16 protein-coding genes are annotated in these 22675 nt (G+C 57.5%); 4 read left to right on the top strand and 12 right to left on the bottom strand.

Features of this window, described 5'->3' with window-relative positions:
- Positions 1 to 8: 8 nt before the first annotated feature.
- Positions 9 to 1301, bottom strand: a complete 1293-nt coding sequence (locus J1785_RS16195; RefSeq protein WP_217219887.1) for an NtaA/DmoA family FMN-dependent monooxygenase — start codon at positions 1299 to 1301, stop codon at positions 9 to 11.
- 307 nt (positions 1302 to 1608) lie between these two features.
- Between J1785_RS16195 and J1785_RS16190 the strand changes: the two genes are divergently transcribed.
- Genes J1785_RS16190 through J1785_RS16175 form a run of 4 tightly spaced genes read left to right on the top strand, consistent with a single transcriptional unit; the run spans position 1609 to position 6712 of the window.
- Complete coding sequence (locus J1785_RS16190) at positions 1609 to 3231, top strand: ABC transporter substrate-binding protein (RefSeq protein WP_217219885.1); 1623 nt, start codon at positions 1609 to 1611, stop codon at positions 3229 to 3231.
- 21 nt (positions 3232 to 3252) lie between these two features.
- A complete protein-coding gene (locus J1785_RS16185) occupies positions 3253 to 4248 on the top strand; it encodes an ABC transporter permease (RefSeq protein WP_129951403.1) in 996 nt (331 codons plus the stop codon).
- On the top strand, positions 4245 to 5084 hold the full coding sequence (locus tag J1785_RS16180) for an ABC transporter permease (RefSeq protein WP_238483246.1): 840 nt from the start codon (positions 4245 to 4247) through the stop codon (positions 5082 to 5084). The genes J1785_RS16185 and J1785_RS16180 overlap by 4 nt, the downstream gene beginning before the upstream one ends.
- On the top strand, positions 5081 to 6712 hold the full coding sequence (locus J1785_RS16175; RefSeq protein WP_217219883.1) for a dipeptide ABC transporter ATP-binding protein: 1632 nt from the start codon (positions 5081 to 5083) through the stop codon (positions 6710 to 6712). Before J1785_RS16180 ends, J1785_RS16175 begins: the two co-directional genes overlap by 4 nt.
- Here the strand turns inward: J1785_RS16175 and J1785_RS16170 are convergent.
- The 11 genes from J1785_RS16170 to J1785_RS16120 form a co-directional block, all read right to left on the bottom strand.
- Positions 6683 to 7375, bottom strand: coding sequence for an amino acid ABC transporter permease (locus tag J1785_RS16170; RefSeq protein ID WP_129951405.1), 693 nt, complete (start codon positions 7373 to 7375; stop codon positions 6683 to 6685). The genes J1785_RS16175 and J1785_RS16170 overlap by 30 nt on opposite strands.
- The gene (locus J1785_RS16165; protein WP_217219882.1) at positions 7365 to 8138 is read right to left on the bottom strand and encodes an amino acid ABC transporter permease; all 774 of its coding nucleotides are present in this window, start codon (positions 8136 to 8138) and stop codon (positions 7365 to 7367) included. The genes J1785_RS16170 and J1785_RS16165 overlap by 11 nt, the downstream gene beginning before the upstream one ends.
- The gene (locus J1785_RS16160) at positions 8135 to 8965 is read right to left on the bottom strand and encodes an amino acid ABC transporter ATP-binding protein (RefSeq protein ID WP_238483245.1); all 831 of its coding nucleotides are present in this window, start codon (positions 8963 to 8965) and stop codon (positions 8135 to 8137) included. The genes J1785_RS16165 and J1785_RS16160 overlap by 4 nt, the downstream gene beginning before the upstream one ends.
- A gap of 24 nt (positions 8966 to 8989) precedes the next feature.
- The gene (locus tag J1785_RS16155; protein WP_235172886.1) at positions 8990 to 9802 is read right to left on the bottom strand and encodes an ABC transporter substrate-binding protein; all 813 of its coding nucleotides are present in this window, start codon (positions 9800 to 9802) and stop codon (positions 8990 to 8992) included.
- Positions 9803 to 10085: 283 nt separating this feature from the next.
- Positions 10086 to 10928, bottom strand: a complete 843-nt coding sequence (cobA, locus tag J1785_RS16150) for a uroporphyrinogen-III C-methyltransferase (RefSeq protein WP_418952322.1) — start codon at positions 10926 to 10928, stop codon at positions 10086 to 10088.
- Positions 10929 to 10954: 26 nt separating this feature from the next.
- Positions 10955 to 13627, bottom strand: coding sequence for a nitrate reductase (locus tag J1785_RS16145; RefSeq protein WP_217219880.1), 2673 nt, complete (start codon positions 13625 to 13627; stop codon positions 10955 to 10957).
- The gene (gene nirB, locus J1785_RS16140) at positions 13624 to 17823 is read right to left on the bottom strand and encodes a nitrite reductase large subunit NirB (protein WP_217219879.1); all 4200 of its coding nucleotides are present in this window, start codon (positions 17821 to 17823) and stop codon (positions 13624 to 13626) included. Before nirB ends, J1785_RS16145 begins: the two co-directional genes overlap by 4 nt.
- A 22-nt stretch (positions 17824 to 17845) precedes the next feature.
- Positions 17846 to 18643 (bottom strand): ABC transporter ATP-binding protein, encoded by a 798-nt coding sequence (locus J1785_RS16135; protein WP_217219873.1) that lies wholly within the window; start codon positions 18641 to 18643, stop codon positions 17846 to 17848.
- 9 nt (positions 18644 to 18652) lie between these two features.
- Positions 18653 to 19567, bottom strand: a complete 915-nt coding sequence (ntrB, locus tag J1785_RS16130) for a nitrate ABC transporter permease (protein ID WP_217219871.1) — start codon at positions 19565 to 19567, stop codon at positions 18653 to 18655.
- 12 nt (positions 19568 to 19579) lie between these two features.
- Entirely contained in the window at positions 19580 to 20842 is a 1263-nt protein-coding gene (locus tag J1785_RS16125) for a CmpA/NrtA family ABC transporter substrate-binding protein (RefSeq protein WP_217138718.1), read from the bottom strand.
- A gap of 282 nt (positions 20843 to 21124) precedes the next feature.
- Positions 21125 to 22342: a nitrate regulatory protein gene (locus J1785_RS16120; RefSeq protein WP_217219869.1), complete on the bottom strand. Its 1218-nt coding sequence runs from the start codon at positions 22340 to 22342 to the stop codon at positions 21125 to 21127.
- Between the last annotated feature and the right edge of the window lie 333 nt (positions 22343 to 22675).

Here is a 22675-nt window from a genome sequence, read left to right as displayed (position 1 = left end):
ACCTTGATCTACGGCAGTCTGGATGCTAATCCAAGATTCCCCCTGAAATCTTCTTCCCCGTATTCGGTATCGATAAGTTTCCTTTTCCGTAACTCCGGCAACAGGCCGTTGATCAGCAAGTCTTCCTGATCCACCTGCCCGAGGCCATGCAGGGAAATGACATCCAGCACACCGGCGCGGTAGCGTTCTTCGATGGCGTCGGCCAGCTGTTCCGGCGTACCGGCGACAAACCAGTGGCCGGTTTCCTGCGCCTGTATGATCAGTTCGCGCAGCGTCAGCCCCTGCAAGGCAAAACGCTTAAAAATCTCTGCCCGGCCGCGACGGCGGTTTATCTGTTCGACATCCGGTAACAACCGCAGCGGAACGGGCTGATCCAGCGCAAGGTCGCGCAAATCAATGTCACCGCCCAGCATATCCGCCACTTTAAGACGCCCCTGCTGATAATCAATACGCTCGTGTTTTTCGAACAACCGGCGCGCCACATCAGAAGGACCTGAGCCGATGACCGAGTGGAGCGAGTTCATGATGAGCGGCCGGTTTTCATGTCTTCCGAAGGCATCAGCATGATGATGAACGCGTTCCACGAAGGCCCGGGCGTCTTCCAGTGTGGGTTGCGAGGTGTAGATCACCTCCGCGTATTTCGCGCCAAGTTTCAGCCCTTCTTCTGACTGTCCGGCCTGGAACTGTACCGGCCGGTATTGCGGCGGCGGAACGTTCAGCGGGCCCTGGACGCGGAAAAAATCCCCGTGATGATTGATCGGATGCAGCTTGCGCGGATCTATACTCACCCCGCCGCTTTTGTTGCGCACCACGGCATCCGGCTGATTGGCATCGAACAGTGCGTTAATCACTTCAATAAACTCTGTGGCTCTGGCGTAACGCACTTCAGGCGCAGGCAGCCGGATATCGCCGAAATTCTCTTCGCCGACTGAAGACGTTACTGCGTTCCAGCCCGCACGCCCGCCGCTGACGTGATCAAGCGTGCCGATCAGCCGCGCCAGATTATACGGATGCTGATAGGTGGTGGAAACCGTGGCTATCAGACCGATTTGTGACGTGACCTGACTCAGCGCCGCAAGGGTTATCAGCGGATCCTGACTCCCGGTCAGGCCGGAAAGCCCGTCAGGATCAGCCTGTAATAAATCGGCCGTAAACAGCCCGGTGATTTTTTCTCTTTCTGCGATATTAGCCAGCGTGATGGCACGTGAAATACCCGTCTGGCGGCGGGTATCGTTCGAGGCGTGGATCACGCTTCCTGCCCCGACCAGGGTCTTTAAGCGTCTGCGGGATGTATTCGTCAAGCTGCTCTCCTTTATCTGCACATAACTGCCTGCGTTTAAATTGCCTGCGTTAAAAATAGAGACCGCCGCTGATTACACCACGAAGAAAAAAGCATTTTATTACCCTCAAATGAGATAAGCCGGTATTTCGCCTCTTGGTTAAGCCATAGAACCCCCTTAAGTCATTTATTGTTTCTGAAAAGCAAATATTGTGATTTTACAACTTAGCAACGTGACATTAATAATCCCTCAAGCCGCCCGGAATAAAGCGGCGTTACAGGTTGAGTTTATTTGAATAATTCACGGTTTATCATCTGACGGGAAATGTATGAAATCCTCTGTTCACGTTCGTTCTCTCTCTGCGCTCGCGCTGTTAGTGCTCTCTTCCGGCCAGCCGCTGTATGCAGCTGAACAACCGCAACAAGGTGGCACACTGACGTGGGGCGTGGAAACTGAACCTAATACGCTCAATCCGCAGTTAAACGGCCAGTCAAAAGCCGAGCTGATCCTGCGCGTCGCTTATGAATCACTGTTAGCGCGCAAGCCGGACGGTTCGTATATCCCGTGGCTGGCCACCGGCTATAACGTGTCTGACGACGGCAAAACCTATACGTTTACCCTGCGCGATGACGTGAAATTCTCCAATGGAGAAAAATTCGATGCCGCCGCCGTCGCCGCAAACTTCCGTCATGCACAAGATCCGGCGTATTGCGCAGGGTCGAGTATTTGTGCGCTGGCCGGGCGAATCGCCAGCGTCGCTACGCCGGATGCACACACCGTCAGCATTACGCTGAAAGATGTTTACAGTCCGTTTCTGTCCTTTGCTGCCGGTCTGAAGCTGATTTCGCCCTCTTCCTGGTCGTCGCCGCAGCTGAAATCCGGAGGCACCGACATCGCGGGTACCGGCCCGTTTATTCTGAAACGCTATGAGAAAGGCCAGCAGATTGAGTATGTGCGTAACCCCGCTTACCACTGGGCATCAGCCAATGCTAAACATCAGGGCGCGGCGTATCTCGAGGGGGTGACTTACCGTTTCCTGCCTGAATCGTCAGTGCGCACCGGCGCTCTGCTTTCCGGCCAGGTGGATGTCATTGAAGGCGTTTCGGGTAACGATGCCGGTGAGTTCAAAGATAATCCTGATTTCTCTTACCAGCACGCACTCAATACCGGCACGCCTTATTCATTGTTTCTTAATGTGAAATATGGCCCGACACAGGATGTGAATGTCCGTCAGGCGATTTTACAGGGGCTGGATATTTCCCCGATCTTGCAGTCGATTTATCGCGGCGAACGCACCCGCGTCTGGGGCATTACATCACCGGTGGATCCGCTGTATGACGCCAGCCTGAGCGGTAAATACGGCAATAACCCGACCCTCGCCAACCAACTGCTTGATGACGCAGGCTGGAAAACCAGAGGGGCTGACGGTATCCGCACCAAAGACGGCCAGCCCCTGCGCATTGAAATCATTCAGGCACAGGCAACGGTGCGCGATCAGCGTGATGTGCTGTTACAGGCAATACAGGCGCAGGCACGGCAACGCCTGGGCATCGACCTGAAAATTCGTTATGTCGATTCCGGGACCTATACCGAAGTGCGCAAAACCGGTCAGTTTGGCTCGATTGCTAACTCCAATACGGATACCGACGGCATCGATATTGAAAACCACTATTTGCCGGTCGAGGGCGGCGGTTCAATCAACTACAGCCGCACCGATGCGCCGGAAATCATTCCGCTGCTCAAAGGCGCGTCGCTGACGCAGGATAATGCACAGCGCAAAACGTTCTACGGGCAGTTGCAGAATTTCGCGGTGTTGCAGCAGGCGCTGGCGATCCCGCTTTACGAGCCGGAAGACCAGATTGCGGCAGCGGCTTATGTCCACGGTGTCGGCTTCAGGCCGTTCAAACAGATGCCGGAAAATGCCTATGACGTCTGGCTGAGCAAGCATTAATCAGAAGTAAGGAGTCAGCACATGTCGGCTGAAACTGCATTTATTTCACCCCGCAGGCCGAAGGCCAAACCGTCATGGGGCGGGCGGATCACCCGGCGGATACTCACCGGCGTGCTGGTACTCTGGGCGGCGGTCACTTTGTCGTTTATCAGCGTTTACCTCGCGCCGGGCGATATTGTCAGTTTACTGATGGGCGAACAGGTGCACACCCCGGCGATTGAGGCGGCGATCCGCGCTGAATGGGGATTGGATCAGCCGTTGTATCTGCAATATCTGCATTACCTGTGGCGGGTACTGCACGGCGATTTTGGCCGTTCGTACCTGCTTAATACGGACGTCAGTTCACTGGTGTTATCGCAACTGTGGCCAACGCTGAAACTCACCGCTCTGGCGCTGGTGGTCAGCCTGGTCTTTGCCGTGCTGATGGCGGTCACTACCGCGCACCGTCGCTGGGGACAGCGTATCGCCGGCTGCGTGGAACTGATTCTGGCCTCTACGCCCTCTTTCTGGCTTGGCATCGTGCTGCTGTTTATCTTCAGCTTTACCCTGCGCTGGTTTCCGGTCGCCGGTGACCGCAGTTTTTCGTCACTGGTGTTACCGGCGCTGTCACTCGGGCTGGCACAAGGCGCCGTCGTTTCGCAGGTGCTGCGGCGCGGGCTGGAAGATGCACTCAATGAACCTTTTGTTCTGACGCTGCGCGCCTGGGGTTTGGGTAACACCGTTATCCGTTTACGCCATGCGCTGCGCCATGCCGCGCTGCCTGCCGTCACCCTCACCGGCTGGCTGATCGGCGGTCTGCTCAGCGGTGCGGTGATCACTGAACAGGTGTTTGGCCGTCCGGGTTTGGGCAAAATTACCGTCGATGCCGTGCTGGGTAAAGATTTGCCGGTAGTACTGGCGGTGGCGATTTTCTCGGCACTGGTGTACGTAGTGCTGAGCACACTGGTGGACATTTTGTACCTGTTTATCGATCCGCGCCTGCGCGACGCACCCGCTGCCGGAGAGGAAAATCCATGAGTCAGTTTCTGATGTCCGGGCGCATCACACGCCGCTTTCCCGCCGGCTATTTACTGGCTGCCAGTTTTTTATGTCTGGTGCTACTGGCTGTGGTCTTCCCCGGTTTGCTGACCCATCACGACCCGTTAAATGCCGATCCGGTCAATGCGCAGCTTCCCCCTTCTGCCGGGCACTGGCTGGGCACCGATCAGCTTGGCCGCGACGTGCTGGCGCGCATTATTTATGGCAGCCGCTATTCCCTGCTGATCAGTCTGGCGGCGATGGCCGTGGCAGTGAGTATTGGCAGCCTGCTCGGCCTGCTGGCCGGCTTGTTTAAAGGACCTGCGGATGAACTGATCAGCCGCGCGGTGGACGTGGTTTCTGCCTTTCCCGATCTGCTGCTGGCGCTGATGCTGATCGCGTTTACCGGCCCCGGCACCACCAATCTTATCTTCGCCCTGGGGGTGGCCTCGGTGCCTCGCTTCACCCGCGTGGTGCGGGCACAGACCTTCGTGGTGATGTCTTCCGGTTATGTCGAACAGGCCCGCACGCTGGGGCTGAAACGTCATGTGCTGGTCTGGCGTCACGTTTTGCCGCACGCCATTGCGCACGTTCCGGCGCTGGCTACGCTCGGGCTGGGCACAGCAATTATCGGCACCGCCGGGCTGAGTTTTCTCGGTATGGGGCCGCAACCGCCGACCGCCGAATGGGGGCTGATGCTGGCCGAAGGCCGTAATTATTTGCGCAATGCCTGGTGGATTGGCGTCTGGCCGGGTGTGGCAATCACCCTGACCGTCATTTCTGTGAATACCCTCGGGCGTCACTGGCAGGCGACTTTTGAAGGAAAACGCCCATGAGCAGCGAACTGTTTATTGATATCCGAAACTTGTCGATTTTCTTTCCGTCTGCGGGTGGTGAGAAAGCGGCTGTCAGCGGGCTGAATCTGCAACTCCGGCGCGGTGAATCCATTGCATTTGTCGGTGAATCCGGTTCGGGGAAAACGGTCACGGCGCGCAGCCTGCTTGGCTTGCAGGATGACAAAGCGCGTATTACTGCGGATCGTTTTATGATCGGCGGCGAAGACATGCTCGGCGCAAGCCAGCGACGCTGGCGTAAAATTCGCGGCAGCCAGATTGGCTATGTATTGCAGGATGCGCTGGTCTCACTCGATCCGCTGCGACAGATTGGACGACAACTTCGCGATGCGCTCACTGCCAGCCGCCAGACCGATCCGAAGACACTCAGTGCACAGGTGATCGCTTCGCTAAAATCGGTGGGATTTCCCGATGCGCAAAACCGCCTCGGTGCCTATCCGCATCAGCTTTCCGGCGGTTTGCGCCAGCGTGTTTTGATTGCCAGCGCGCTGGCCGGAAATCCCTCTTTGCTGATTGCTGATGAACCCACCACTGCCCTGGACATGACAGTGCAAAAGCAGATTTTAGATCTGCTGCAACAGCGGCGTGACAACGGCCAAAGCCTGCTGCTGATCAGCCACGATTTGGCGGTCGTCGGGCAACTGGCGGACCGCATTCTGGTGATGCATCAGGGGAAAGTGGTCGAAGAAGGCCCCGGTGAAAAACTGCTGACCGCACCGGATCATCCGTATACGCAACAGTTGCTGGCGGCGGTTCCAAGCCCGGCAACGCGCGGTTTGCAGCTCTCCGGTCAGCGTGGCGTCCCCCTGCCTGTGCGCAATATCTCAACGCAAAATCCTGTACTGGAAGCCAGTAATCTCAGCAAAGAGTACGCCGGAAAAACGGTGGTCAGTCACGTCAGTCTGCACCTGTTTGCCGGAGAAACGCTGGGTATTGTCGGCGAATCCGGCTCAGGGAAAACCACACTGGCCCGCATGATCCTCGGGCTGACCGAACCGGTTTCCGGCACCATTAACATCCAGGGACAGCGCTGGAGCCAGGTTGAGGAAGCGCAGCGCAGGCTGCGACGCCGGGGTATTCAGCTGATTGCACAGGATCCGCTGAGTTCGTTTGACCCGCGCTATAACGTGGAGAAAATCATCGGCGAAAGCCTCGACAATGCAGGCATTTTTGGCGCACAGCGGCGCAACCGCATCCGGCAGTTGCTCGATGAAGTGCAGCTGGGCGACAGTTTTTTGCACCGTTATCCGCGCGAACTTTCCGGCGGCCAGCGTCAGCGCGTGGCGATTGCCCGCGCCTTTGCCCCGAATCCGGCGCTGCTGGTGGCCGATGAACCGGTGAGTGCGCTGGATGTCTCCGTTCAGGCCCAGGTGCTGGACTTACTGGCAAAAATGCAGGCCGAGCACCGTACCGCGCTGTTATTTATCTCGCACGATTTAGGTGTAGTCCATCATCTGGCTGACCGGGTAATGGTGATGAAAGACGGCAGCGTGGTGGAGCACGGGCAGGTCGATGATGTGTTTCACCGCCCTGCCCATCCGTGGACGCGGCAGCTTATCCACGCGCTGCCGTCGGCGGGTTTAGGTGTGCAAACGGCGGCGACGCCGTAAGGCTTTACCGGCTAACGCAGCAAGCGACGCGCACAGCAGGTAATACATCAGTCCGACAAACAGGAAGATTTCCGCCGGGTAAATTTGCACCCGGTTATTGACCTGCCCGGCCACGGTGGTCAGCTCCGGCACATTCACGATGAACGCCAGCGACGTATCTTTCACCAGTGAAATCAGCAATCCGAGATATGACGGCAACAGGTTCGGCCATGCCTGCGGCAGTAACACGAACAACAGCACCTTGCCGTAGCTCATGCCGGACGCGATCCCCGCTTCGGTTTGCCCGCGCGGCAAGGCTTCCAGACCCGCCAGCGTCGAATGCATCACCGCCGCCGAGGTAAACCAGGCCAGTGCCAGGATCACCGTCAGCGGGCCGGGAATCGATCCGCCAAACACCACCGGCAGCAGGAAATACAGCCAGAAAATCACGAAAATCAGCGGGATCCCGCGGATAAAGGATGCCCAGATGAACAGAATTTTTCGCGTCCGGCCGCCGAAACGCCACGCCAGTGCCGCCATCAGCACCCCGGCCAGTAACGCCAGAACGCCCGCCGATGCCGCCATGATTAATGTGAGCAACACCCCGCCCGGCTCACCGTCGGCCAGTCTTCCCCACAGCAGATAAGTGAAATTATCCTGCAAAACAGACCAGTCAAATTCCATCGCGGGTTTCCTCCGTCATTGCCGCCTGCGGCCTGCGCTGCGGACGTTTCGGACCAAACGCCGTCATCAGCCCGCCGAGGAACAGCCCGAGCGCCAGATACAGCAATGTTCCGACCGCAAACCCTTCGAAGGCGTGTGCGTTATAGCTTTCAATCTGACTGACCTGATACGTCAGTTCCGAAAAACCGATGCCGGTCGCCAGCGAGGAAAGCTTCATCAGATTCAGATACTGACCGGTGATGGGCTGCCAGGCGTTGGTCAGCGCCTGCGGCAAAAGAATGGAAAGCAGCAATGTCTTGCGGCTGAACCCCTGCGAAATCGCCGCTTCAGTCTGGCCTTTGGGCACGGAATTCAGACCCGCCTGCACTTCTTCCACCAGAAACGCCGCCGTGAACAGCGCCAGCCCCCAGGCGGCACACAAAAATTCCGGCGTCAGCCATGAAATGTTGCCCGGAAACGTCGCCCACGGATGATTGTCGCCGATGTAAAAACGCCAGCTTTGCGGCAACGCGCCGTAAGCGGCGAAATACCAGAACAACAGTTGCACCAGCAACGGCGTATTCCTGAAAACAGAAACAAACGCCGCCACTGCGCCGCGGGCAATACGTGACGCGCTCAGACGCAGCGCGATCAGCAGCACTGTCAGTAACGTGGCGATCAGACTGCCCGCAAGGCTGACATACAGCGTGGTAAGAAAGCCGGAGATAATCCACTGCAACGGCTGGCCGCTCAGCACACCCGCCCAGTCAGGATGCCAGATCATCGCCCTGCTCCTGTCTGCGGATGCAGCGGAAACAATACTTTCTGCAAAAAACGCTGCGCACGCGGGTGCTGCGGACGCAGGAAGAAATCTTCCGGCTGTGCCTGTTCAAGAATTTCGCCTCCGTCCATAAAAATCACCCGGTCGGCAATTTCACGGGCGAAGCTCATTTCGTGCGTTACCACGATCATCGTGATGCCGCTTTTCGCCAGCTCCTGCATCACCAGCAATACTTCGCCAATCATTTCCGGATCGAGCGCTGATGTCGGTTCATCAAACAAAATAATGCCCGGATCGGTGACCAGTGCACGGGCAATCGCCACGCGCTGCTGCTGTCCTCCCGAAAGCTCATCAGGATAATGCAGCGCTTTATCCCCCAGCCCGACACGCCCGAGCAATGCCCGTGCTTTTTCGCGTGCCACATTTTTCTTCCAGCCATGCACTTTGATCAGCGCCAGACTGACATTGTCCTCGGCAGTGAGATGCGCATACAGGTTGAACTGCTGAAACACAAAGCCGATATGCGTACGTAACTGGCGTAATGCCGCACCTTTGAGGTTTTGCGCCGGCTGATCGTTGATGAGAATTTCACCGCGGGTGACGGATTCAAGCTGGTTTATCAGGCGGATCAGGGTGGATTTGCCGGAACCGGAAGGCCCGCAAACGGCCACCACTTCGCCGCTGTCCACACGCAAATCGACGTTGCGGATCACCTCATGCGGACCAAAAGATTTACTGACCTGACGAAATTCGACGGCGGCGGTTTTAGCGGCCGGTGAATGTGAAAAAACCGCAGGCGATGCTGCGGTTGAGATAGTGTCCTGCTGCATGTGTCTTACCTTGCATAAAACAAATTATTTGGCTTCAATTTTGAACAGTCGCGGCTGAGGAGATTTAGTCTGCGGGCCGAACCAGACGTTATAAATGCTGACCGCCTGGCCATTTTTCTCCAGATTCAGCAGTTCGTCGTTGACCACTTTCAGCAGGCTGGTTTCGCCTTTTTTCACGCCAACGCCAATCTCTTCCTTGCTCAGTAATTCAGGCAGCACTTTATATTTTGCCTTGTCCGGCGCGCCATCCAGCAGACCGGCCAGAATGGTGCTGTCCTGGGTAATCGCCTGCACGTTGCCGTTACGTAAAGCGGAAAGCGCCAGCGGAATATCGTCATAAGACAACACACGGGATTGCGGGAAGCGGTTATGCAACTCCTGCTCGCCGGTGGTACCTTTCACCGCGCCAATGCGCGCCGTGGCATAGGCATCCAGTTTATCCGGTGAACCCGCAGGCACCAGGAACTGCTGGCCGGTGACGAAATAAGGCACGGAGAAGTCGATTACTTTCGCGCGTTCCGGCGTGATGGTGATATCAGCCACGATCAGATCCGCCTTGCCGGACTGCAACAACGGAATACGGTTGGCCGGATTAGTCGGCACCAGTTGCAATTTCACACCCAGTGTTTTCGCCAGCGCTTTGGCGAAATCGACGTCATAACCGACAATATCGTGCGTTTTCGCATCCACAGACCCAAACGGCGGATTGGAATCAAAAGTCGCCACTTTCACAACACCGGCTTTTTTGATATCCGCCAGCTGGTCAGCATGGGCGGCAAAAGTGGAAAGCGTGCTGAGTGCCAGAAACAAACCGGCAGCAATTTTGCTTGTTGTCATTTGACGTTTATTAAACTGAATAACGGCCATCGTTTTTCCTTATGAATAGTCTGCAGAGGGCTCGCGCCCCAAATTTACAAAGCAGGAGATTTAATTTTTTTCTTTTGTGAGTCAGAGGATTGCATAAGGAATGAGGTCGGTGCCACTAACAAAAAAGGATATAGATGGATCAATTAAGCATAAGCTTTTCGGATGATCGTACGGGGAAATTGTGCATGCAGGCCATTCAGGGATCTTGCTTAACGGAGCAGCCTGGAGAGCAAAGGCTCCAGGCCGGAGAGATTTAAGAGGCGCGGCGGTAGTCGCCTCTTAAGGCCAGCGGGAGTGGCAACCCACAGTCTTGACGCTGCCCCTCTGCCCGGTACATCCCCACCACCTCACCGACAATCAGCAGCGCAGGCGTTTGCACCTGTCCGGTAAGGATCATGTCTGCCAGTGTCTCCAGCCTGCCGGTCAGTACCCGCTGTTCCGGCCGGGTGCCGCGCTCAATGACTGCGACCGGGGTCGTCCCCGGTAAGCCATGCGCCATCAGCTGGTGGCTGATGGTTTTGCTGTTGGCAATGCCCATATAAAACACCAGCGTCTGACGCGCTTCGGCCAGCGCCCGCCAGTCAACATCCGGCTCACCCTGTGCGCCATGACCGGTCACAAACCGCACTGACTGGGCCAGACTGCGGTGGGTCAACGGAATACCCGTGGATGCCGCACACCCCATCGCCGCCGTGATACCCGGCACGATGTGACACAGCACGCCGTGCTGCTGGCAATGTGCCATCTCCTCGCCGCCGCGACCGAATACAAACGGATCGCCACCTTTGAGGCGCACCACGCGATACCCGGTCTGGGCCAGACTGACCAGCAACTGATTAATTTCTTCCTGTCCCAGCGTGTGATTGCGCGTCGATTTACCGGCATCGATACGCAGCGCCTCGCCGGGGATCAGCGCCATCACCGGCTCAGACACCAGCCGGTCAAACACCACCACATCCGCCTGCTGGATCACGCGCAGCGCTTTCAGGGTCAGCAGCTCGACATCCCCCGGCCCCGCTCCGACCAGCCAGACTTCACCGCGACACACCGGATTACGCCGGCTGGCACCCGCCAGAATTTGCGCGATCTGCTGCATCTGTAATGTTTTTTCGGGAATGTTGTTCATTGGCTGTCTCCCGCCGTCAGCGTGGCACGCTGACCGGCAATGATTTTTTTGAGTTCAGGAATGCATGAGCCGCAATTTGTGCCGCATTTTAGTTTTTCGCCAAGCTGTTGCACGTTGTGACATCCCTGGCGGACGGCTTCAGTGATCGGCATTTCCCCCACGGCATAACAGCTGCAAATAATGGCACCGGCGGGTTTTTTATCGCTGCCGGCACGGCCGGCCAGTAATGCCAGTCGCTGCTGTGCCGTGTGCGGCGGTGTGGTGAATGCCGCCAGCACAGCCGGCCGGTCGGGTGACGGCGGCCTGCGGCGGGCATAGAACGCCAGTTGTAACGCGCCGTCAGACCAGGCCAGCAGGCTGAAACCGTCATCGCCCAGTTGCGCGGTCTGGCAGATCAGGTTGTCCGTGGAGTAAGACTCCTTCAGCCACGCCATCCAGTCTGCCGGCAGCGAAGAGTCGGCCAGCGTAAAGTGGGTCACACCCGGCTGGGTGATCAGGCTCCAGTACGTCGTCACTGGTGGCGTAATATTTTCACCACGCACAAACAGTTCGGCCTGCCACGCGGCAGGCCAGCGGCTCAGGCTGACCGGCATATGTTTGCTTTCCGGCTGTCCCGACAGCGGATCAACATGCGCTTCAATCAGCGCATCAACCCGTGCCTGCTGGCTGAACCTGCTGTTCCAGTGCATCGGCACAAACACACTGCCGCGCCGTTGCAGAGGATCAGGTTGGGCGCGCAGCAACAGCCAGCCGTGCGAGGAGGCAACGCGCACCAGATCGCCGGACCGGATCTGCGGCGCATCGTCGGGGTGAAACTGACAAAACGGTTCACTGATGTGCTGCATCAGCCGCGCTGACTTACCGGTGCGCGTCATCGTGTGCCACTGGTCACGAACCCTGCCGGTGTTCATGATCAGCGGATATGCAGCGTTTGGCTGATTGACCGGCAGCCTGGGCGTGACCGGGATCAGCCGCGCTTTGCCGTCAGGATGGAAGAACGTGTTATCCGTAAACAGGCGCGCCGTGCCCTGCGGATTTGCCGCATTCACCGGCCACTGTACAGGCCGCAGGGTGTCCCATTCCTCATCCGAAAGCTGCGCCAGCCCGCTGATATCAAATGCCCGCGAACCGTGATTTTCAAAGCCGGAAAGCGCCGCATGTTCACGGAAAATCTCCGCCGGATGCTGCCAGGCGAATGCTTCGGCAAACCCCAGACGCTGCGCGACCTGACAGAGGATCCACCAGTCCGGTTTCGCCTCACCCGGTGCGGGCAGAAACGCACGCTGGCGCGAGATACAGCGTTCGGAATTGGTCACGGTGCCGTTTTTCTCGCCCCAGCCCAGCGCGGGCAGGCAGATATGCGCGGCGCGGGTGGTATCGGTGTCGCGCATCATGTCAGAGACTATCACCAGCGGGCAGCGCGCCAGTCCGGCCCGCACCCGGTCGGCATCCGGCAGCGATACCAGCGGATTAGTGCCCATGATCCACACCGCTTTTATCCGGCCTTCTTCTACCGCGCGGAACAGATCCACAGCGTTCAGTCCGGCTGTTTTTGTTACGACGTCACTTTTCCAGAAGCGCCCTACGCGGCTGATATCTTCCGGCGTAAAGCCCATGTGCGACGCCAGCTGATTGGCCAGCCCACCGACCTCCCGTCCGCCCATCGCGTTCGGCTGACCGGTAATCGAAAACGGTCCGCAGCCCGCGCGCCCGATATGGCCGGTTGCCAGGTGCAGGTTAATAATGGCGTTGCATTTATCCACGCCGGAACCGGACTGGTTGATCCCCATCGAATACAGCGTCACCAGCCGCTGGCTGTGGCCTATCATCTGGTAAAACGCCAGCAACTGATCCACCGGTAATCCGCAATACGCGGCGGTACGCGCCACTGTCCAGTCCCGCGCCGCCCGCAAGGCATCTTCAGCCCCCTGCGTATGGTGTTGCAGGAAAGCGCTGTCGAGTTTTCCGCTCTCCGCCATCGCGTTCAGCGCACCACAGAACAACGCCGCGTCACTGCCAGGTTGCAACGCCAGATGCAAATCGGCGATATCACAGGTGGCGGTCTGGCGCGGATCAATAACAATAATGCGCATCTGTGGCCGGTCCTTTTTGGCCTGCGCCAGCCGCTGATACACGACAGGATGCGCCCATGCTGTATTTGAACCGGTCAGCAAGACGCAGTCGGCCAGTTCCAGATCCTGATAACTGCACGGCACGGCGTCGGCCCCGAACGCGCGTTTGTAACCCGCCACGGCAGAAGCCATGCACAGCCGCGAATTGGTATCCATATTTCCCGCGCCGATAAAGCCTTTCATCAGTTTATTGGCGACATAATAATCTTCGGTCAGTAACTGACCGGAACCGTAAAACGCCACCGCCTGCGGTCCATGTTCGCCGATGACCGCCCGCAACCGCTGCGCTATCGTATCGAGCGCCAGCGCCCAGCTGACCGGCTGATGATCAATTTCCGGCTGCAACAGACGCCCCTGTAAACCCAGCGTTTCTCCCAGCGCGCTGCCTTTTACGCATAAACGCCCGTGACTGGCCGGATGTGTTTTATCACCGCTGGCACTGAACCCTCCGGCCTGCGGCTGCATGCTGACACCACACCCGACGCCACAATAGGCGCAGGTGGTCAGTGCTGGTGTTGTGGCGACAGTTTTTTTCATACACTGACCGTCGCGATAATGTCGGTGTCGGCGGTTTTCACCCCCGGCTGTTCCTGTACCCAGACGCGGCCATTTTCCACTTTCACCGGCCACACGTTCAGTGTCGTCTGCGCGTCGTCCACGCTGCGCCCGTCGTGTAAACGGAAACGCTGTTTGTACAGCGGCGAAATTACCACCGGCTCACCTTTCACATCACCCACCAGCCCGCGTGCCAGCACGTTGGCGTCGCTGTCCGGCTCATGGTTACTCAGCGCGAAAACCTGCTGCGGATGATCCGGTAAATGGAACAGCGCAATCTGCCGGTTAGCCAGCCGCGCCGCCATACCGGCATTGGCCGGAATGGCACTCAGATCGCACAAAGCCACCCAGCCCTGCACCGCCATCACCGGCGGGTTGACCGCGTTAACGGCAATAACAGCCCGTTCCTGCGACGTTGCCGGTCGAACCTGCTGACGCTCCGTCACCATCACTACCGTTTCATCCGGCTCGTTGCTGTTGACGAACGGGCGAAACAGCGCCAGCCGGTCCGGATCTGCCAGCGTGGTTTGCCATTCGCACTGATACGTGCCGACCACTGCGTTCATCTCACTTTCCAGTTCTGCGCCAATGTGCAGGCTGTCTTCCAGCACCACCTGACGCAGGTAATCCATGCCGCCTTCAAGGTTATCCATCCAGGTGCTGGTACGTTGCAGGCGGTCAGCGGTACGGATGTAAAACATCAGAAAGCGGTCTACGGTGCGGATCAGATCTTCCGTGCTCATGTCCTGCGCCAGTAAATCAGCGTGGCGCGGTTTCATGCCGCCGTTGCCGCACACGTAGAGGTTCCAGCCCTTTTCGGTGGCAATCACGCCGACGTCTTTGCTCTGTGCTTCGGCGCATTCACGGGTACAACCCGAGACCGCCATTTTGATTTTATGCGGGGAGCGCAGCCCCTTGTAACGATTCTCCAGTTGCAGCGCCAGCCTGGTGGAATCCTGCACCCCATAGCGACACCAGCTTGAACCGACACAGGATTTCACCGTGCGCAGCGATTTGCCATAGGCGTGACCGGTTTCAAACCCGGCGTCCACCAGTTGCTGCCAGATTTCTGGCAGTTGTTCGAGGCGGGCACCGAATAAATCCACCCGTTGCCCGCCGGTAATTTTGGTATAGAGGTTGTAACGTTTTGCAATCTGGCCAATAGCGATAAGCCCGTCGGGGGTGATTTCACCGGCCGGAATGCGCGGCACCACGGAATAGGTTCCGTCTTTCTGAATGTTGGCGAAGTAACGATCGTTGGTGTCCTGCAACGGTAAATGCTGCGGTTTGAGCAGGTAATCGTTCCAGCAGGACGCCAGAATGGATCCCACCAGCGGCTTGCAGATTTCACAGCCGCGGCCGTGGCCGTGTTTCTCAATCAGTTCATCAAAGCTGCGAAGCTTGCCCATACGCACCAGGTGATAAATTTCCTGACGCGAATAGGCAAAGTGCTCGCAGACGTCTTTTTTCACTTCTACGCCCATTTCGGTCAGCGCGAATTCCATCACCTGTTTGGTCAGCGCTGCACAGCCGCCGCAGCCGGTCGCCGCTTTGGTGCAGGCTTTGACCGCCGCCATATCGCCGCAACCGCCCTTCACCGCGTCACAGATATCTGATTTGCTGACGTTATGGCAGGAACAAATTTGCGCGCCGTCCGGCAGTGCCGCGACGCCCGGCGTGTGTGGCGCTGCACCGGCACTGACGGGCAGGATCAGGTTTTCCGGACTGGCGGGCAGCGGCATATCGTTGAGCATCATCTGCAACAACGTGCTGTATTCGTTGCTGTCGCCGACCAGCACCGCGCCGAGCAGGCGTTTGCCGTCCTGCGAGACCACGATTTTTTTGTACACTTCCGCCGGACCGTCGACCCAGCTATAACTCTGACTGCCCGGCGTGCGGCCATGCGCATCGCCGACTGAGGCCACTTCTACGCCCAGCAGTTTCAGTTTAGTGCTCATGTCCGCGCCTTTAAACGCCACCTCGCTGCCGGAAAGCGTATCGGCCAGCGTGCGCGCCATCTGGTAGCCGGGGGCGACCAGACCGAAAATCTGCCCGTTCCATAAGGCACATTCGCCGATAGCAAAAATGGCAGGATCAGAGGTACGGCACTGATCGTTAATCACAATGCCGCCACGCGGCCCGACCTCCAGCCCGCACTCTTTTGCCAGCTGATCGCGCGGACGGATACCGGCGGAGAACAGCACCAGATCGGTTTCCAGATGACCGCCGTCAGCAAATTCCATGCGATAGCGACAGGTTTCACCGGTCACGATAGCGCGGGTTTCTTTGCCGGTATGCACCTGCACATCCAGCGCTTCAACTTTGCGGCGCAGCATAGCGGCACCACCTTCATCAAGCTGAACCCCCATCAGCCGGGGCGCAAACTCCACCACATGTGTTTGCAACCCGAGATGTTTCAGTGCATTCGCTGCTTCCAGCCCCAGCAAACCACCGCCCACCACCACACCGGTTTTGCCGGTGGCTGCACAGGCCTGAATCGCCGCCAGATCGTCCAGCGTGCGGTAAACCAGGCAGCCCGGCGCATCGTTGCCCGGAATTGGCGGCACAAACGGGTAAGAACCGGTCGCCAGTACCAGCAAATCGTAAGCCGTCTGGCGCCCCTGATGATCGACCACAAACCGGTGGCGGGTGTCGATATGACCGATACTGTGCCCGAGGCGCAGTTCAATGCCGGTCGACTCAAAGAAACCCTCTTCTACCACCGACAGCGACTCAGCACTGCGACCGGAGAAAAACTCAGACAAATGTACCCGGTCGTAAGCGGGTGACTTTTCTTCTGCAAAAACAATTACCTGGTATTGAAGATGCAATTCACGCTCGACCAATTGTTGCAGGAAATGGTGGCCGACCATGCCGTGTCCGGCCATAACTAATACGGGTTTCGACATTACTGTGCTCCTGGTTACCCCGGCGGGTAACTGTTCTGATTTAACGGGCGGAAGGCCGTCAGCGGCCGGTTCATCGCCGGGGCTGAAGATGCTCAGTGGCATCCGGTGGATGACGGGATTGCTGATGCGGGTGAAGTACGCCGGTCCGTCGCTGATATCGCCCCACAGCAGTACGCCGGTAAGCTGGTTGTCGCGCAGCAACAGGCGGCGGTAGTGACCGACAACCGGATCAGACATCGTGTGAATTTGTTCGCCGTCACCGCCGTGCAGTTCACCGGCGCAGAACAGATCAATGCCGGTTACTTTCAGACGCAGCGGTGCCCTGTGCTCCACCGAAGAAACGACCGGTGCACCCGCCAGACGGGCCGCCAGCGTCTCAGCCTGTTGCCAGCACGGCGCGACCAGACCGGCGGTCAGGTCCCCCTGCTGGCAGCATTCACCGATGGCCGAAATAGCCGGGTCGGTGGTTTGCAGCGTGTCGCTGACCAGAATGCCGCGATCACAATCCAGTCCGGCAGCCTGCGCCAGCGCAATATCGGGCCGGACACCGGCGGCCACCACCACGCGCCGCGCAGGAATTTCACGCCCGTCGCTGAGTATCACCGCTCTGACGTTGCCGGAAGGGTCACCGGCATATGCCACCGTCTGCGCCTGCAAAACCGACCTGATACCGCGTGTCCCGAGGCTGACACGAAGCAGTTCTGCGGTATGTTCATCAAGCTGGCTGTCCATCAGATGAGCGCCGCGATGCAACAGGCTGACCTGCATGCCTCTCAGCGCCAGTGCGGCGGCGGTTTCTACCCCTAAAACGCCGCCGCCAATCACCGCGACCAGTTGTCCGTCGTCCTCTCCGCGGAGGATGTTTTCCACATCCTGCTGATTTCTGAAACCGTGAATACCCTGCAGTTGTGCGCCCGGCACCGGCGGCATAAAAGGCCGCGAACCGGTGGCGAGCACCAGATGGTCATAATCAAACACCCGCCCGCCAGCCCGTACCCTGCGGGCAGCGCGGTTAATTTCCGTCGCTGCCTCCCCGGCGATAAACGTGACGTTGTGACGTTTGTACCACTGCGCGTCATGGGTCACGATCTCATCGAAATGTTTCTCCCCGGCAAGTACCGGTGTAAGCAGAATGCGGTTATACGCGGGTTGATTTTCTTCGCCGATGACCAAAATGCGGTAACGGTCCGGCGCACGTTCGCACAGCCTTTCCACCAGCCGTACGCCCGCCATTCCGTTGCCGATCACTATCAGAGTGGGTTTATCCATTGCGCTTATCCCGCCTGCTGAATCAGGCAACCGACCGGTGTTTTTCATACAGGAACTGCAGAACCTGCTGACGGTACTGGTGGAACATAGGGTCGTTCGCCAGTGCCAGCCGTGAGCGCGGGCGCGCCAGTTCCACCTGCAACACGTCGCCGACTTTTGCTGCCGGTCCGTTGGTCATCATCATTACGCGATCCGAAAGCAGCACCGCTTCGTCCACGTCATGTGTAATAAGCAAAATCGTGGTTTTCAGGCGTGACTGGATCTCCATCACCGCATCCTGCAAATGCGCACGGGTTAAAGCGTCGAGTGCGCCGAAGGGTTCATCCATCAGTAACACTTTCGGTTTCATCGCCAGTGCACGGGCGATGCCCACCCGCTGTTTCATACCGCCGGAAATCTCACCCGGACGTTTATCGGCAGCGTGTCCCATGTGCACCAGGTCGAGGTTGTGCGAAATCCAGTCACGCATTTCACTTTTACTCATTACCCCTTTGAACACCTGATTCACCGCCAGCGCGACGTTCTCAAAAGTGGTCAGCCACGGCAGCAGAGAATGGTTCTGAAACACCACGCCGCGTTCCGGGCCAGGACCGGTAATTTCCTGGTTATCACACAGCAGCACGCCTTCCGTCGGACGGCTCAGCCCGGCAATCAGGTTCAGCAAGGTGGATTTTCCGCAACCGGAATGACCAATCAGGCTGACCGTTTCACCCTGTGCAATATCAAAGCTGACATTGTCGAGCGCCAGAAACGGGCCTTTGGCGGTCGGGAAACTCTGGCTGACGTTCTGCACGCGGATAACGGCTTGGTTGTTTTTCATCTCAGGCTCCTAACGGTTGTCATAACTGAAGCGACGGGCAATGGCCATCAACCCCTGTTCCAGCACCATCCCCACCCCCCCAATCAGCAGAATGGCGATAATGATGTTTTCCACGTTGAGGTTGTTCCATTCGTTCCAGATCCAGAAACCAATCCCGACACCACCGGTGAGCATTTCGGCGGCAACAATCACCAGCCACGCGATACCAATCGACAGACGTACACCGGTGAGGATGTAAGGCAGTACGGCAGGAAAAAGGATCTTGCGCATCACGGTGAATTCACTGAGTTTCAGCACCCGCGCGACGTTGAGATAATCCTGCGGAATACGCATTACGCCCTCAGCCGTGTTGAGGATCATCGGCCAGATCGAGCAGATAAAAATGGTCCACGCCGAGGCGGGTTCTGCGCGCTGGAATAACAGCAAACCGATAGGCAACCAGGCCAGCGGACTGACTGGTCGCAGCAATGAAATGATCGGATTAAGCATGCTGGCGATAAAACTGAAGCGCCCGATCAGAAATCCCGCCGGGATGCCGATCAGTGCCGCCAGCCCGAAGCCCATCGCCACACGTTTAAGCGACGCCAGAACGTTCCAGCCAATGCCCATGTCGTTCGGCCCGGCGATGTAAAACGGATCGGCGAAAATCACTTTCGCCGCTTCCCAGGTTTTCAGCGGGGTCGGAAACCCGTTACTGCTGAGCGCGGCAATTTGCCAGATGGCGATCAGTACGATGGCTCCCAGCAGCGCCGGAATAGCTTTTTGCAAAACACGGTGCATCACGACGCGCAACCGTGCGGTATCAGTCGTTTTTACGGCACTGACCGGCGCGGCTGCGTTCTGCGTTACCGGGGCGATCGGTACAATTTGTGCACTCACCGGTTCAGGCAGCGCGACAACATGAGATTTTGAATTCATGGACATCAGCGACCTCACTTAACGTTTCATGGCAAAACTGTTGGCATATTCGGCAGGGTTGCTGCCGTCCCAGACTTTTCCGTCTGTCAGCGTGCTGCTGCGCATATCACCGGACGGCAGGTTGATGCCACCGGCTGCAGTCGCCGCCTGTTTATAGACGTCAATACGGTTAATTTTTTGGGCGACGGCCAGATAGTCCGGATCATTGTTCAGCAATCCCCAGCGTTTGTGCTGAGTCAGGAACCACATGCCGTCGGAGAGATACGGATAGTTGACCGCGCCGTCGTTGAAGAAACGCATGCTGTGTGCGTCTTTCCACTTTTTGCCCAGTCCGTTTTCGTAATCGCCAAGCATCCGTCCCTGAATCGTTGCCACCGGCGTATTGATGTAGGCTCGTGCTGAGATAACCTGCGCGGTTTCGATACGGTTGGCGTCAGAAGTGTCAATCCAGCGTGAGGCGTCAAGTACCGCAGCGGTCAGCGAACGGGCGGCGTTGGGATTAGCCGCGACCCAGGCCGACGTGGTGCCGAGAATTTTTTCCGGATGATCCGGCCAGATATCCTGTGACGTGACCGCAGTGAAACCTATTTCGTCCTGAATGGCGCGCTGATTCCAGGGTTCGCCGACGCAGTAACCGCTCATGTTGCCGATCTTCATGTTCACTGCCATTTGCGGCGGCGGCACGACCACGTTACGCACATCGTTAAACGGGTGGATACCGGCGTTCGCCAGCCAGTAATACAGCCACATGGCGTGAGTACCGGTGGGGAAAGTCTGCGCAAAGGTGTAGGTGCCTTTCGCGCTGGCATCGACCCTTTTTTTCAGCGAGTCCCCGTCGGTGACACCGGCCTGTTTCAGCTGATTAGAAAGCGTGATCGCCTGTCCGTTGTTATTGAGCGACATCAGCATTGCCATGTCGTGCTGCGGACCGGATACGCCCAGTTGCAGGCCATACACCAGCCCGTAAAGCACATGCGCGGCATCGAGTTCGCCGGACACGAGTTTGTCGCGCACTGATGCCCAGCTCGATTCCTTGCTGGGGATAATTTTGATGCCGTACTTTTCATCAAATTTTTTCACTGCCGCCATCACCACGGAGGCACAATCGGTCAGCGGAATAAATCCGACGCGGATTTCTTTTTTCTCGGGCGCATCTGAACCGGCCGCCCAGACGCTGTTCATAAAGCCCGGCATCATCATGCTGCCGCCCAGTACCGCACTGCCGGCAATAAAGCGGCGGCGGGAGAATTGTCCCGGAGTTTTTTTATCATCTGGCGTCATTGCGGCTTCCTGTGATGTTGAAAAATGAACAAAAAAAAAGCGTCCAGTCAGCGCTCAGTTTCCTGAACGCTGACGGACGCCTTTATCCGTAATCCTGACTAAACCGCCATTGGTTTAGTCCTTATGTCGTAAAAACAATGCAGCTTATATGCCAACTTCGTACATCACTGTAAAAACAGACTGTTAGCGGCTTTGCCGCGTCATTCCCGCCGCCCGGTGCACCGCGACAGAACGTGGTGCACATCACAATGGCACACCAACAGTGCAGATACTCCTTAAGGATTAATCACTTTTCTTCCCTAATACTGCCGACACCGCGAGCATCGCTTCGGCGATGTCCGACAGTTTCTTGTTCTGGTTCATCGCCATATCACGCAGGGTTTTATGCGCCTGCGGTTCGGTCAGTCCGTGATGTTGCATCAGCAATCCTTTGGCGCGTTCCACCAGCTTTCGCTCAGCCAGCGTCGCGCGAAGCCCGGCCAGTTCAGCGTCGAGTACCTGTAACTGACGGGATTGCTGCTCGACCAGTTCCAGGACGGAACGACTCAGTTGCGGCGGGATCAGCGCCGGATAATGCGAATCCTGCGGGGGAATTTGCCCGATATCCTGCTGCTGAAGGGCAAGAGACGCCTGCGCTTCACGGATCCGCTCGCGGCAGCACGCCATCAGAACGTCTTCAAGCACATCTTCCACCACTTTCATCCCGTCAATACGTGCCGTGGTCACCTCAAACCAACGCAGTGCGGCAGCCGGACCCTCGTCCGCCGGTGTGGTGCGGGTACAGGCAATTCGCCGCAGGCGCTCGAACTCGCTGCTGTCGGTGTCCAGTTGCTGTTGCCACAGCGCCAGACAGCGGGCATCGGCAAACTCCCTGAAGGTTTGAAAACACCGCTCCTGGCCTTCGATCAGTGCCAAAAGCTGCTGGTGTGCCACGTCATCGAAATGCCGTGCGGCAAATCCTGCTGCGCCGGTTGCACGCTCCTGTCCGGCCAGTTCTTTACCCTGCATAAAACTGAACATTGCCAGTAACGTACGCGAAATAGACGGATCACCTGAAATATCAGCGGCTTCAAACACCAGCGCCAAATGTGTGCGGATAACCTCGCTGTATTGCCGCATCGCTTCCGGCTGGCTGATATCCTGTACCTGCACCTGACGGCGCAACACCGGCAAGGTGCTGAGGCTGTGTAAGACGGCAGCGATACGGCTGAACAGACGCGGCGCATTACCTATGCTCTGACCGTTCAGATCCAGCGCAAGCAACTGCTGATCCACTGCCTGTTCCGCCATCCGGACCTGTAGCGCCCGCTCACCCAGTTGCTCCGCCCACAGTTCGCCGTGCGAACATAAATAGATATTCGCCGTGCCCCGTTCACGTTGCAGCATGTGGATCAGCCTGCTGACCGCGCCGACCAGCCTGCCCATTTCCAACAGCTGTTGCAGGCAGAGAATTTCACTTTTTTTCGATGCCAGTACAAAATTAAGGGCAGAAAGGGACATGAATGAACCTGATATTGGCCAGAGATTGAGAAAGTAAAGCAAGAAGTGTGCCGGAAGGGGTAAGGCAAAACGGCCCGGTCAGCGCCCTCTCCTGCGAAGCGGAGAATCGGGGTGGGTATGACAGTAAGATTCAGAAATTTAAGTGGAGGTAAACGGGAAATTCCGGGCGCATTACTGTGCCCTTTTATGATAAACCGGTGAAAGTCATCTTAAAGATAAATATATTGTTCATAAAAAGCTCTCCCTGATGATAATTGAACGTATCAGGTATTTTGCGGTGCTTAATAAGTGATTCATCAAATCACACGCAGGCCACACAACCCCTATAAAAAC

The sequence above is a fragment of the Rahnella perminowiae genome, from assembly GCF_019049755.1.
Classification (GTDB): Bacteria; Pseudomonadota; Gammaproteobacteria; order Enterobacterales; family Enterobacteriaceae; genus Rahnella; species Rahnella perminowiae.
This window is presented reverse-complemented; position numbering and strand designations above follow the sequence as displayed.

Coding starts and splice junctions, on each gene's coding strand:
- J1785_RS16170 (WP_129951405.1), bottom strand. CDS start 7,375: ATGGAATTTGACTGGTCTGTTTTGCAGGATAATTTCACTTATCTGCTG.
- J1785_RS16180 (WP_238483246.1), top strand. CDS start 4,245: ATGAGTCAGTTTCTGATGTCCGGGCGCATCACACGCCGCTTTCCCGCC.
- nirB (WP_217219879.1), bottom strand. CDS start 17,823: ATGGATAAACCCACTCTGATAGTGATCGGCAACGGAATGGCGGGCGTA.
- J1785_RS16190 (WP_217219885.1), top strand. CDS start 1,609: ATGAAATCCTCTGTTCACGTTCGTTCTCTCTCTGCGCTCGCGCTGTTA.
- J1785_RS16125 (WP_217138718.1), bottom strand. CDS start 20,842: ATGACGCCAGATGATAAAAAAACTCCGGGACAATTCTCCCGCCGCCGC.
- J1785_RS16175 (WP_217219883.1), top strand. CDS start 5,081: ATGAGCAGCGAACTGTTTATTGATATCCGAAACTTGTCGATTTTCTTT.
- J1785_RS16120 (WP_217219869.1), bottom strand. CDS start 22,342: ATGTCCCTTTCTGCCCTTAATTTTGTACTGGCATCGAAAAAAAGTGAA.
- J1785_RS16145 (WP_217219880.1), bottom strand. CDS start 13,627: ATGAAAAAAACTGTCGCCACAACACCAGCACTGACCACCTGCGCCTAT.
- J1785_RS16135 (WP_217219873.1), bottom strand. CDS start 18,643: ATGAAAAACAACCAAGCCGTTATCCGCGTGCAGAACGTCAGCCAGAGT.
- cobA (WP_418952322.1), bottom strand. CDS start 10,928: ATGCAGCAGATCGCGCAAATTCTGGCGGGTGCCAGCCGGCGTAATCCG.
- J1785_RS16160 (WP_238483245.1), bottom strand. CDS start 8,965: ATGCAGCAGGACACTATCTCAACCGCAGCATCGCCTGCGGTTTTTTCA.
- ntrB (WP_217219871.1), bottom strand. CDS start 19,567: ATGTCCATGAATTCAAAATCTCATGTTGTCGCGCTGCCTGAACCGGTG.
- J1785_RS16185 (WP_129951403.1), top strand. CDS start 3,253: ATGTCGGCTGAAACTGCATTTATTTCACCCCGCAGGCCGAAGGCCAAA.
- J1785_RS16155 (WP_235172886.1), bottom strand. CDS start 9,802: ATGACAACAAGCAAAATTGCTGCCGGTTTGTTTCTGGCACTCAGCACG.
- J1785_RS16165 (WP_217219882.1), bottom strand. CDS start 8,138: ATGATCTGGCATCCTGACTGGGCGGGTGTGCTGAGCGGCCAGCCGTTG.